We start from the raw sequence: 12,785 nt of genomic DNA, 5'->3' as shown, positions 1-12,785 counted from the left end.
GCGACGGATCCGCCGCGAGTAAACCAATAGTGCGTCCATGGATAAGAAACACGAAAAGGCACTCTTGATCGTCGAGGATTCCGATGAAGACTACGAGCTGACCCGCTGGGCCTTGCGGCGGGTCGGTTTCAAGCGTCCGATCCAGCGTTTCACACGGGTCGACGACACCCTCGAATTCCTCTTTCCACTCGACCGGACCGCCCATCGGGCGTTGGCGCCTCCCGCCCTGGCGTTGCTCGATGTCAATCTGCCCGACGGGACTGGCCGGGAGATCCTGGAAGCCATCCGTTGCGATCCGCGCTGTCCGCCCTTTCCCATCGTCATGCTCACGACCTCGAACAATCCTCGGGACGTAGAGCTATATTACCGTCTTGGCGCCGCCGGATACCTGATCAAACCGCTGAGTCGGGAGTTGTTCGCATCACGGATCGACGCCTTCGTGAGCTACTGGTTCATGGCCGCGACCCTTCCCTAAACAAACCCGAGGCCATCGGCTTGCCGACTCATGAATGATGTCCTACCGAAAGTGCTGATCATCGACGACAGCCCCGAGGACACCGAAACCTTTCGGTACTATCTGCGCGAGGGGTTCGAGGTCATCGCGACCGAGCGGGGCGATCGAGGTCTTAACCTCGCCGAGATGCTGCGCCCGGAGTGCGTGTTGCTGGACTACCAGTTGCCCGACATGACGGCCCTGGAATTCTTCGAGGAGCGGGGCGCGGGGCATGAGGAGGATTACGCCCTCATCGTTCTGACCGGGTACGAGGACGCCGCTCTGGCGGTCGAATGCATGAAGCATGGCGCGCATGATTTTCTCGTGAAGGGACGTGTCGGCCGGGAGATTCTGCGGCGCACGATCGCCAACGGCATCGAAAAGGTCGCCATGCGCCGGCAGGTGAGCGCGCAACAGCGCGAACTCGACCGCCACCGTCACCACCTGGAGGAACTGGTCGCCCGACGCACCGAGGAACTGGCCGAGGCGCGCGAGCGCGCGGAGTCGGCCAACCGGACCAAGAGTGCCTTCCTGGCCAACATGAGCCACGAGATCCGCACGCCGATGAACGCCATCATTGGCCTGACGCATCTGCTGCGTGACGAGATCCCGGACGGCGCCCCGACCGAACGGCTCCTCAAGATCGAGATGGCGGCGAACCATCTGTTGCACATCATCAACAACATCCTCGACCTGTCCAAGATCGAGGAGGATCGGCTGCGACTGGAAGAGACCGATTTCGCCCTCTCCACCCTGCTCGACGACGTCTGTTCGCTGATCGACGAGGTAGCGACGACCAAGGGACTGTCCCTCATGGTCGACGGCGGCTCGGTGCCGAACTGGCTGCGCGGCGACCCGACCCGGCTCCGCCAGGCCCTGCTCAACTATGCCGCGAACGCACTCAAATTCACCGACCGCGGGATCGTCCTGTTGCGCGCCAGACTGCTGGAGGAACGCGATGACCGTCTGATGGTGCACTTCGAGGTTCAGGACACCGGGATCGGCATCGCGCCCGAGGTTCTGCCGACGATCTTCGATCCCTTCGAGCAGGCCGATAGTTCCACCACGCGCAAGTTCGGAGGGACCGGCCTGGGTCTGGCGATCACGCGCTATCTGGCGCATCTGATGGGCGGCGAGACGGGTGTCGAGAGCGTGCCGGGGCAGGGCAGCACCTTCTGGATGACGGCGCTCCTCGCGCGTGGAGAAGGGGTCATGCCGCTGAGCGCGCCGCCGGTGGCGCGAGAGTCCGAGGCGACCCTGCGCGCCCGGCACTCCGGTCATCGCGTGCTCTTGGTGGAAGACAACCCAATCAATCGCGAGGTGGCCCTGGGGCTATTGCAGCGGGTCGGATGCGCGATCGACACGGCCGCGGATGGGATCGAGGCCCTGGATCGCGCCCGGCAGGCTCATTACGATCTGGTCCTGATGGACATGCGGATGCCGCGTCTGGATGGACTGGAGGCGACCCGGCGGATACGTGCCCTGCCGGGCTGGCGCTCGCTCCCGATCCTGGCCATGACCGCCAACGCCTTCACCGAGGATCGTCAGGCGTGCGAAGCGGCTGGAATGAACGACTTCATCACCAAGCCGATCGACATCGAGCAGCTCTACGCCACCCTGCTGAAATGGCTGCCCTGCGAGAACCCGGCGTCGATCGAGCCCGGCGATCGGGCTTGCCGCGTGACCGCCACGGCCTGTCGGGAGCAACTGGCCAGGATCGAAGGTCTCGATCTTCCGGTCGCCCTGCGGCTCCTGGGCGGTAAGGACGAGATGCTGGCGCGTTTTCTGTGCCTGCTGGTGGACCATCATGGAATGGATGTCGCCAGGATCCGGGATTCCCTGGCCGCCGGCGATTCCGCTTCGGCCCGGCGACTGGTCCATGGTCTCAAGGGCGCCGTGGGCAATCTCGGCGCACGGAGGGCTCAGGCCGCGGCCGAGGCCCTGGAACATCTTCTGCGCGACACGGCCGCCCCGCGCCAACTCGACATCGCGGTCGCTCACCTGGATGGCGAATTGACCACACTGGTCGCGGACATCCGACAGTGGCTCATGCCGGCGATGGAAGCGTCCGGACATGGGACCGAAGCCTGACACTGAAGAAATCGGCGTACCGAGGATGCGGATGTGGCGATAGTCAGGCATGCTGGCTCCCTTCCATAGGGGCTCGTCGTCTTCCTCGCTCGCGCCGCGCCGCCCGTCCGCCGGAACACGGCGATCCATTCAAGGGCCGGGGTTCGAACCTCGCTCAATCACTGCAACGGAATCCGCATGACCAGTCGTGACAACGGCCTATGGCAACAGTACTGGCGCGACCACCGCACCGACTTTCACCAGAAAACGGTCAACCAACTCCTGGTCCGTTTCTGGCCGGGTCTCGGCCTGGCGCCTGGAAGTCGCGTACTGGTCCCGCTCTGCGGCAAGAGTCTGGACATGCTGTGGCTCATCGAGCAGGGGTATCGTGTCCTCGGCATCGAGTTGAGCCCACTCGCGGTCCGCGCCTTCTTTCGCGAACACCAGATGCAGCCCACGCGACGCGACGAGGGACGGCTCACCCGCTGGGGCCACGGGAATCTCGGCATTCTCTGTGGAGACTTTTTCGCGATGACCGAGGCGGATCTCGGGCCGATCGACGCCATCTACGACCACACAGCCTTCACCGCGCTACCGGAGGACATCCGCCGGAGTTACGTCGCCCACCTGAGTCTGATCACCCCGACCGCCCGTAAACTCCTGCTGCTCACGGCCGAGGACGCGGAAGAAGGCCAGTCGCCGATCCAGGCTTCCGCCGCCGCGCCCGAGATCGAAGCCCTTTACGGCGAGCGCTTCGAGATCGAACTGGCCCACGTCGAGCGCCTGATCGAAGGCGATACGCCAGGCCAGCCCCCGGAGTGCGTCTACTACAAAGTCTATCGGCTCAGCCGCCGGGACTGAAACCCAGCGTACTCTTTCGGGCCTCAATCCTGGTCCGGGAGATTGGCGGCGAGGGCGAGCATCAGATTCCCGAGCGATTGGTCGAGCATTAGCGCCTCGGCCCGAATCGCCTCGCGGTCGTTCCCCTGCTTTAGGGACTGTTCGAGCGCCGCGGCCTGTCCCTGAAGCTCGCTCATGCCCAGCGTGGCCGCGACCCCCTTGAGGCTGTGCGCGACGCGCTGTGCGCTTTCCTGGTCACCCTGTTCGAGCAACGCCAGAAGTGTGCGCATATCCTCGCGGTGATGCACGCGGAACTGTCTCAGCAATCGCACGTAGGTAGGCAGGCGACCGCGTACCGATCTCAGGCCCAGGGTTGGATCCAGGCCGGCGATCCCACGCAGCCGTCTCTCCAGGCCTTCCACGTCTTCCCTGTTTTCTTCCGCGCCGAGCACCGTCCTGGTCAAGGCCGGCGTCGCGGGCTCGGAGACGGCGAGGTCGGGCGGCGGCAGCCAGCGGAGCAGCACGTCGTAGAGCGTCTCGGGATCGACCGGCTTGGAGACGTGGTCGTTCATCCCGGCCGCCAGACAGAAATCCCGGTCTTCGTCGAAGGCGTTCGCCGTCATGGCCAGAATGGGGGTCTCGCGATGGGCTGGCAGGGCGCGGATCCGGCGCGTGGCCTCCAATCCATCGAGCAGTGGCATCTGGATGTCCATCAAGATCAGACGATAGGGCTGACTTTCGGCCAGGCGTACGGCGATCAGACCATTCTCGGCGTGATCGACCGCCAGGCCGACCTGTCGCAGCAGGGTCAGCGCGACTTCCATATTCAAAGGGTTGTCCTCGGCCAGCAGAATGCGTTGACCACGGTGTCTCGCCAATCGCGTCTCGGACAGACGCGGCGTTCCGACCACCTCGGAGGCCGCGTCCAACGAGAGCCATCCCGCCAGACGGTTGATGAACCCGCGCGGCGTGAACGGTTTGAGGATGTGGCCTTGGACGCCCAGCGCCTCGGCTTCCTCGCGCGGCAAGGCGAGCGAGGCATCGAGCAGGATCAGTCGCGGCGTCTGGGCGAGCGACAGGCGGTGCAGGTGACGGACCGTTTCCGGGCCATCCATGTCGGGCATCCGCCAGTCGAGCAGCACCAGGTCGTAGGTCTCACCGCGAGACTCCGACCTCAGCAGTTGGGCGATCACCTCGGCTCCGGACGACACGCAGGTCACCCGCATCCCCTGGTGGCTCAGGATCGCCGCCATGGCGGCGCGCGACTCGGCGAGATCATCCGCGATCAGCACGCGCCAGGCACGCCAGTCGCCAGGATCCGGCTCGGCCGGCGAGGGCTCGGAGACCGGCCCGAAGGGGATCTCCATCCAGAAGGTCGCACCCTGGCCGGGTTCGCTCTCGCAGCCGATCCGACCGCCCATGCCCTCGACCAGACAGCGACTGATGGCCAACCCCAGCCCCGTTCCGCCATAGAGACGGGTGGTCGAGGCATCGGCCTGCTCGAAGGGCAGAAAGAGCCGGCGTCGCTGCTCCGGGGTGACGCCGATCCCGGTGTCCCTGACCTCGAAGCGAATCGACAGTCGCTCCGGCGTGCGGGACAGGAGTCGTCCGCGGATCAGCACGCAACCGCGTTCGGTGAATTTGATGGCGTTGCTGGCGAAGTTGAGCAGCACCTGCCCCAGTCGCTGCCCGTCGCCATGCAGCTTGCCCGGCAGTTCGGCGATGTCGATCACCAGCTCCAGGCCCTTGGCGGCGGCCCTGTCCGCCAAGAGGTTGGACGTGTTCTCCAGAACCTGATCGAGATCGAAATCGCTCGACTCCAGGGTCAGCTTGCCGGCCTCGATCTTGGAGTAGTCGAGGATATCGTTGATGACCCCAAGCAGGTGCCGGGCGGCCCCGGCGACCTTGTCGAGCTGTTCGCGTTGTCGGGGGAGTTCGATCTCGCGCCGCAACAGATGGGTCAGCCCGATGATGGCGTTCATCGGGGTGCGGATCTCGTGGCTCATGTTGGCAAGGAAGACGCTTTTGGCCTGATTCGCCGCCTCCAGTTCGGCCGTGCGCTCGGCGACCAACTCCTCGAGGTGTTGCCGGTGGCGTTCCAGCTCCGCGTCGACGCCCTTGCGCTCGGTGACGTCATGCCAGATGGCCGCGATAAAGATCCGATCGCCGATGCACACCGTGCGATTGCTGACCAGGATGTCGCGCCACTCACCGTCCTTGCGCCGGTGACGGATCTCGAAGGTCGCGGCGTTCATCGCGAGGATGCGATCCATCCGCTCCGCCACCTCGGCCGACGGGAGCCCGGTGAGGTCTTCGAGGGTGAGGTCGGCGAACTCGGCGCGGCTGTAACCGAGCGGAAGGCAGGCGGCGTCGTTGAACTCCTCGAAGCGGCGCGTCACGCTGTCGATCAGTACGATGCCGTCGGCCGCCTGATTGACGATGGCGCCGTAGATCTCCTCTCGGCGCTGCAACTCGGCCTGCTCGGTCTTGCGCGCGGTGATATCCCGAGCGAGACCGATCACGCCCACGAGTTGCCCCTGGTTGTCATACATGGGCGTCTTGATGGTCTCGAACAGACCGCGATAACCATCACTGGCGAAGGTCAGCCACTCCTCGTTCGTCGAAGGCCGGCCCAGCTCGGCGGCCTTGCGATCATTGGCGCGGAAGAAATCGGCGAGTTCCGGTTCGACGAAGTCATAGTCCGTCTTGCCAAGGATGTCCGCCTCGCTCGCCCCGTAGAGACGCTCGAACATGCGGTTGCAGAGCAGATAGACCCCGTCCGGATCCTTGAGCCAGATGACATCCGGCACCGCCTCGATCAGGGTGCGCAGACGGGCGCGCTCGGCCTCTAGCAGCCTGTCGCTCGCGGCGAGCCGCGATTGCGCGGTTTCCCGATCCAGTTCGAGGCGTCGCGTGTAGGCCGCGTTGGTCTGGCACAGACGGATCGCCTTGGCCAGATTGTCCAGCACGGGCGGGAAGAGCTCGGACAGCGGCAGGTCGGAGGCCTGGCTGGCCGGTCCGAACAGCACCATGGCGCCGAAGTCCGTGACCGGCAGGCGCAGGACATAACCATGGCCATGGAGGAGTGCCCGGATCCCGTCGAGGTCGGACTCCTCGGACAGCCCGGCGATCGGGCCGCTGACCCAGGAGGCCGAGACCGGAACCAGCTCGCCCCGGTGCGCCTCCAGACGCCGGTTGCCGACCACCGAGGCCAGGCGGACGGCTGGCTGGCCCTCCTGATCGGTGATCTCCAGCGCGACGCCCGCCGGAAGCCCGGTGTGGAAGAGCAGGCGCTGGATGGTTCGGGTCAGCAGGGGTTCGGGCTGGGATTCACCGCCGATGACCCGCACCAGGTCATAGAGCATCGACAGCAGGCGGGTATGTCGTGCGTTCTGGCTCATGCGGGCTTGTCGCCGGGCGCCTTCCAGCGGATACCCAGTACCGCGGCGTTGTGGAACAAGGGGTAGGCACCCTCGCCGAGACTCCCGATTTCGCCGAGCGTCAAGGCGCCGATCGGGTCCGCGCCGATCTCGCGGGCGCAGGCCGTCAGCTCCCGTTCGGCGGCCTCGCCAAGGTGCAGGCGCCGCCCGGCACAGTAAAAGAACAGCAGCCAGGGATAGGCCGGAGGCTCCAGGCGCAGCCGCTCGGCCAGCGAGCGGGCGGTATCCAGTGAATCCACCTCCGGTGACTGGAGCAGGGTCAGGAGGGCGTTGTTCGGCACCTCGCCCACGCAGAGGATGCCATCGTCGGCGTCCAGGGCGACCGGGATGCGCACCAGCGTCTGACCGTTGGCCAGCTCGATGCCGAATGGAAAATGCACCGCGTAGCGGTAGAAATTCTCGCGATCGAGGGCGACCCCGTAACGCTCCAATACCTTGTCGCGATAGACCGGAAAGGCTGGTCGCCAGTCGATGCCGACGATCTTGTTACCCGCCGTGGCGGTGGCCGTGACGAGATCGTCCGGCGCGCGGTAGCCATGGATCAGCCCTGTGTTCCAGTCGCCCGGCAGCAGCAGACAGAGCACGCCATCACCGATCAGTCGTTCGCCATCGAACAGGCAGGGCATGGGCTGGAAGGTTTCGCTGCCCGCGTTGGCGCCCAGATAGCGGACCCCATCGGCCAGTTCCAGATAGAGATCATCGAGGATGCTGGCGATATTGGGCACCATGGCATCGAAGATCATGAACAGTGTGGGGGGCGCTTCGGCGTCGAGATCCTGGGGCAGGGCGGCGGCGATCCTGGCGGCGGATCCGGGTCCATCGGCATCGAGCCGATCGATCAGCGCATGACGCGGCACGCCTGGCAGAACGAGCAGGCAGGCGCCCTGGGTCACGAACCTTTCCTGCCGGATCAAGCCGGGAAAGAGCGCGCCCAGCAGAACCAGCCCATGGGCGCGACAGGCGGCCTGGAGCAGGGGCAGCCGCGAGCGCTCGGATTCGGCGACCAGGGCGATGATGGCGCCGCGCGGATAGCGGTCGCGCCAAACCGAGAGGACCGGGAGCAGGCCGTCCTCGCCGAGCGTCTCCAACAGGTGAAAGGTCTCTTCATTCATACTGGCGCGAAAAGCCCATTCGTATCGGTTGCCACGGTTTCATCCGTTTGGGGTGTCGATTCTATCCACTTCCAAGCCTTCAGCGACACAGGAAAAACGGCTGGTTCGACGCTGGTTCGCGATCCCTGGCGGCGGGGTACGCCACGACCGGAAGTCGGACACCCAAGGTGTCGCGACGGTGCCGAAGGGCCTTGGGATCGGCCTCTGGAGGCCCGCCGGTTCAGGCCGTCGTTGTTCCGGGAGGGTGGACTGAATCTCCTGGCCAGGCTCGGCGGGGCCGCCGAACTCGCCGCGTAGCGGTCGGTTTCGAGGTTGCGGTCATCGAACCCGGCCAGCATAATCGCCGGATTTTGCCGCCCAGGTGGGTGGCGACACCGGAGTACGGGGCAAATCGCTGTATGAAGATCGGAATCCCTTTGGAGACGCGCCCAGGCGAGACGCGCGTCGCTTCCACGCCGGACGTGGTGAAGAAACTGATTGGGAAAGGGTTCGACATTCTGGTCGAGTCCGGCGCCGGTACGCGGGCCGGTTATCCGGATGCGGAGTACGAGCAGGCTGGCGCCCGGCTGACCGATCGCGCCGGGGCCTATGATGTCGATCTGCTCCTGAAGGTCCGCCGGCCCGATGAATCGGATGTCGCCCAGATGCGCTCGGGCGGACTCTTCATCGGTCTGCTGGAGAGCTGCGGCGAGGATGCCCTGGTGGCGTCGATGCTGGCGAAGAACATCCGGGTGCTCGGCATGGAGCGCATGCCGCGCACCTCGCGCGCCCAGTCCATGGATGCGCTGTCCTCGCAGAGCAACATCGCCGGCTATCGCGCGACCCTGGAGGCGGCGGCGCGTTACGGCCGCTTCCTGCCCATGATGATGACCTCGGCCGGCTCCGCCAAGCCCGCGCGCGTTGTCGTCCTGGGCGCGGGCGTCGCCGGCTTGCAGGCGATCGCCACCGCGCGTCGGCTGGGCGCGGATGTCCATGCCTATGACGTGCGCCCGGAGACCCGCGAGCAGATCCTCTCGCTCGGCGCCAAGCCGATCGATCTGGACCTGGGCGAGAGCGGGGCCGGGGAGGGCGGTTACGCCAAGGAGCTGTCCGACGAAGCCAAGGCGCGCCAGCAGGCGGCGCTGAGCGATGAGTTGGCCAAGGCGCACGTCATCATCACCACCGCGCTCATACCCTGCCGGCCGGCGCCGGTCCTGGTGACCGAGGCGGTCGTCGCGCGGATGCGTCCGGGTTCGGTCATCGTCGATCTGGCCGCGGCCAACGGCGGCAACTGTCCGCTCACGGTCGCCGACGAGATCGTCGAGCGGCATGGCGTGACCATCGTCGGCCTGACCAACTTCCCAGCCCTGGTCCCGGCGGACGCGAGCGCCTTCTATGCCCGCAACCTGATGAACCTGATCGAGATCATGGTCGAACTGGGCGAGTCCGGACCCCAGCTCAAGAATCTGGACGAGGACGACATCACGGCGGCCATGCTGGCGCGGGCCTCCGTCTAGGGCGCGTCCGCGGCGAGGCGCGCCGGCTCATGCGAGCCGGCGTTCACGCCGATCAGGCGAACGCGGTTTGGCCCAGGCGCCAAATGAAGCGGACCCCGAACGGGGTTCGAATCGAGGCGGTTGCCCGCCGATCCCCGCTCGCTGTCCACCGATCACCGCACACTGACCAATTCAAAGGAGTCACGCACATGCCCGAGGCACTCGATCCCTCGCTGGTTGCCCTTTATGTCTTCGTTCTGGCCTGTTTCATCGGCTACTGGGTGGTCTGGGGCGTCACGCCCTCCCTGCATACCCCGCTGGTGGCCTTGACCAATGCCATCTCCGGTATCGTCCTGGTCGGCGCGCTGCTGGTCGCGGGCGATCCCGAATCCGGCCTGCTGGTTCAGATCATCGGATTCGTCGCCGTGCTGCTGGCCTCGATCAACGTCTTTGGCGGCTTTCTGGTGACCCACCGGATGCTTTCCATGTTCAAGAAAAAGAAGTAAGGGCGCTCACCGATGGATTTCTCAGTCAACCACCAGGCGCTGGCCTATCTCCTTTCGGCGATCCTCTTCATTCTCGGCTTGAAGGGCCTGACCCATCCGGCGACGGCGCGCCGGGGCAACCTCTACGCCATGCTCGGCATGCTGATCGCCATCGCGGCGACGCTGCTCGGTCGCGAGGTCCAGTCCTACGGCTTCATCATCGCCGGCATCGCGGGCGGCGCGGTGATCGGGACCATCGTCGCCATGCGTATCCAGATGACGGCCATGCCGCAGCTGGTCGCCGCCCTGCACAGCTTCGTCGGTCTGGCGGCGGTGCTGGTCGGTATCGGCACCTTCCTGCACTACCGGGACGCCGGACTGCTCAACGCGGTCCTCATGGGCGAGATCTCCGCCGGCGTGGTGATCGGCGCCATCACCTTCACCGGCTCCATCATCGCCTTCGGCAAGCTGCAAGGGCTGCTCAGCGGCGCCCCGGTCAAGTTCAAGGGCCAGCACCTGCTCAATGCCCTCATCGGTCTGGCGACCGTGACGCTGGCGGTCCATTTCGCCATGACCGGCAGCCTGGTTTCGCTGATCCTCATGACCCTGCTGGCCTTCACGCTCGGCGTGACCCTCATCATCCCGATCGGCGGGGCGGACATGCCGGTCATCATCTCGATGCTGAACAGCTATTCGGGTTGGGCGGCGGCGGCGACCGGCTTCACGCTGCACAACAATCTGCTGATCATCGTCGGCGCCCTGGTCGGCTGCTCGGGCGCGATTCTGTCCTACATCATGTGCAAGGCCATGAATCGCTCCATCCTCAACGTCGTCTTCGGCGGCTTCGGATCGGACAGCGGCGCGGCGGGCGAGAGCGCCGGGGCGCAGGCGGCGGAGAAGGGTGTCAAGTCGGCGGCCATCGAGGACGCGGTCTACTGGATGGAGGATGCCGGCAAGGTCATCATCGTCCCCGGTTACGGCATGGCGGTGGCCCAGGCCCAGCACTCGTTGAAGGAGCTGATGGAACTGCTCATGGCGCGGGGCGTCGAGGTCAAGTTCGCCATCCACCCGGTCGCCGGGCGCATGCCGGGTCACATGAACGTGCTGCTGGCCGAGGCGGACATCCCTTACGATCAGGTTCTGGAGATGGACGAGATCAACCCCGAGTTCCCGAGCGCCGACGTGGTGCTGGTGGTCGGGGCCAACGACGTGGTCAACCCGGCGGCCAAGGAGGACAAGACCAGCCCCATCTACGGGATGCCGATCCTGGAGGCGGGACGCGCGCGCCAGGTCTATTTCCTCAAGCGCTCCATGCGTCCGGGCTACTCGGGCGTGGACAACCTGCTCTTCTATCAGGACAACACCTACCTGGTGTTCGGCGACGCCAAGGACACCATCGACGGCATGAACAGCGCGCTCAAGGGCGGCGGTCACTGAGGCGCGTCGAGAGTCGCCAGACCCCGGCTCGCGGACCGCGATCACGGGGCTGACCGCCATCGCGTGACTGGCGGCTGAAAGCTGGCGGCTCTTACTCTAGACTGCGAGCCATCGGACCTGGCCTGGTCGCGCAATGGCGGATACCTTGATGGCTGACATGAATCAGGACACCTTGACCAAGGGTGTCGTCCTCTTGATGACGGTCGGGATCTCGGCGCTCTTCCTCGCCATGATCCAGCCGTTCCTGATGGCGCTCTTTCTCGCCGGACTCTTCAGCGCCCTGGCGCGTCCACTCTTTCTGCGACTGCAAGACGCGCTTGGCGGCAACCGCCATCTGGCCTCGCTTCTGACCCTACTGCTCATGGCGGTCATGGTGCTGATTCCGGTGGCGCTTCTGATCGGCGTCCTGGTCGGTCAGGCGTTGGATGTCAGCCAGTTGATCTCGGTCTCGGTCAAGGGCGTGATCGAGGATCCGACCGAACTCATGGCCTATCTCGGCCACCTGCCGTTCTACGATCAGGTGATCCAGCACCGGGATCTGATCATCGAGCAGGCCGGCCAAGGGGCGACCCTGATCAGCCGCTTGCTGGTGGACTGGGTCTCTTCCGTCACCCTCAAGACCGTCAATTTCATTTTCATGGCCTTCGTGCTCCTCTACAGCATGTATTTCCTGCTGATGGACGGGCCGAAGCTGATCCTGAAGATTCTCTACTACCTGCCGCTCAAAACCAGCGACGAGCGTCTGATGCTCGACAAATTCACCTCGGTGACCCGAGCGACCCTCAAGGGATCCTTTTTGATCGGGGTGTTGCAGGGGAGTCTGGCGGGCATCGCTTTCGCCGTCGCCGGTATCGACAACGCCGTGTTCTGGGGGACGGTCATGGCCGTCCTCTCGATCATCCCCAACGTGGGCGCCGCCCTCGTCTGGATTCCGGCCGTCGTCGTGCTCGTCGCCCAGGGCCATGTCGTCACCGGGGTCGCGCTGGGGCTCTTCTGCGGGCTGGTCGTCGGCAGTCTGGACAATGTGCTGCGTCCCATGCTGGTGGGCAAGGACACCAAGATGCACGAGCTGATGATCTTCTTCAGCACGCTCGGCGGCATCTTCATGTTCGGGATTGCCGGGCTCTTCATCGGCCCACTCATCGCCTCGCTGCTCATCTCCATCTGGGAGATCTATGGCGTGGAGTTCGACGATGTGTTGCCGGACGTGAATTTAGTGCTGGAGGATGTCGGGGGTCGGCGCCCGGAGCCCAAGGAGGCCGGCCAGCCCGACGCTCTGGATCCAGCGAGGGAGCGGTCGGAAGGCCAGGGATCGTCGGAAGTCTTCTCGGCCGGAGGCGGAATCGAGTGGTGAGGATGCATAAGTAAAAACTTATCAGACGCATAAGATAATCAGAATATCATTATAAAAAATAAACATTTATTCTTTGCGG

The 12,785-nt window shown here is 65.1% G+C and carries 9 protein-coding genes; 7 read left to right on the top strand and 2 right to left on the bottom strand.

Annotated elements, in window-relative coordinates; translation table 11 throughout:
- Positions 1 to 37 precede the first annotated feature (37 nt).
- The 3 genes from CKO27_RS11085 (at position 38) to CKO27_RS11075 (ending at position 3,424) form a co-directional block, all read left to right on the top strand.
- Entirely contained in the window at positions 38 to 475 is a 438-nt protein-coding gene (locus tag CKO27_RS11085; RefSeq protein WP_200374955.1) for a response regulator, read from the top strand.
- Positions 476 to 505: 30 nt separating this feature from the next.
- Entirely contained in the window at positions 506 to 2,584 is a 2,079-nt protein-coding gene (locus CKO27_RS11080) for a hybrid sensor histidine kinase/response regulator (protein ID WP_200374954.1), read from the top strand.
- A 177-nt stretch (positions 2,585 to 2,761) separates the two neighbouring features.
- A complete protein-coding gene (locus tag CKO27_RS11075) occupies positions 2,762 to 3,424 on the top strand; it encodes a thiopurine S-methyltransferase (RefSeq protein WP_200374953.1) in 663 nt (220 codons plus the stop codon).
- Between the two features lie 23 nt (positions 3,425 to 3,447).
- Here the strand turns inward: CKO27_RS11075 and CKO27_RS11070 are convergent, their stop codons facing one another.
- Both CKO27_RS11070 and CKO27_RS11065 read right to left on the bottom strand, forming a co-directional pair.
- Complete coding sequence (locus CKO27_RS11070) at positions 3,448 to 6,804, bottom strand: response regulator (protein WP_200374952.1); 3,357 nt, start codon at positions 6,802 to 6,804, stop codon at positions 3,448 to 3,450.
- Positions 6,801 to 7,955 carry an FIST signal transduction protein gene (locus CKO27_RS11065; protein WP_200374951.1) on the bottom strand — a complete coding sequence of 385 codons (1,155 nt, stop codon included), beginning with the start codon at positions 7,953 to 7,955 and terminating at the stop codon, positions 6,801 to 6,803. The genes CKO27_RS11070 and CKO27_RS11065 overlap by 4 nt, the downstream gene beginning before the upstream one ends.
- 398 nt (positions 7,956 to 8,353) lie before the next feature.
- Between CKO27_RS11065 and CKO27_RS11060 the strand changes: the two genes are divergently transcribed.
- The 4 genes from CKO27_RS11060 to CKO27_RS11045 all read left to right on the top strand — a co-directional run bounded on the left by CKO27_RS11060 (position 8,354) and on the right by CKO27_RS11045 (position 12,706).
- Positions 8,354 to 9,451: a Re/Si-specific NAD(P)(+) transhydrogenase subunit alpha gene (locus CKO27_RS11060; RefSeq protein WP_200374950.1), complete on the top strand. Its 1,098-nt coding sequence runs from the start codon at positions 8,354 to 8,356 to the stop codon at positions 9,449 to 9,451.
- Positions 9,452 to 9,639: 188 nt separating this feature from the next.
- Positions 9,640 to 9,936 (top strand): proton-translocating transhydrogenase family protein, encoded by a 297-nt coding sequence (locus tag CKO27_RS11055; RefSeq protein ID WP_200374949.1) that lies wholly within the window; start codon positions 9,640 to 9,642, stop codon positions 9,934 to 9,936.
- Positions 9,937 to 9,948: 12 nt separating this feature from the next.
- The gene (locus CKO27_RS11050) at positions 9,949 to 11,352 is read left to right on the top strand and encodes an NAD(P)(+) transhydrogenase (Re/Si-specific) subunit beta (protein WP_200374948.1); all 1,404 of its coding nucleotides are present in this window, start codon (positions 9,949 to 9,951) and stop codon (positions 11,350 to 11,352) included.
- Positions 11,353 to 11,500: 148 nt separating this feature from the next.
- Positions 11,501 to 12,706 (top strand): AI-2E family transporter, encoded by a 1,206-nt coding sequence (locus tag CKO27_RS11045; RefSeq protein WP_338115993.1) that lies wholly within the window; start codon positions 11,501 to 11,503, stop codon positions 12,704 to 12,706.
- The last annotated feature ends 79 nt before the right edge of the window (positions 12,707 to 12,785 follow it).

The sequence above is a fragment of the Thiocystis violacea genome (genome assembly GCF_016583575.1).
GTDB classification, from domain to species: Bacteria; Pseudomonadota; Gammaproteobacteria; order Chromatiales; family Chromatiaceae; genus Thiocystis; species Thiocystis violacea.
This window is presented reverse-complemented; position numbering and strand designations above follow the sequence as displayed.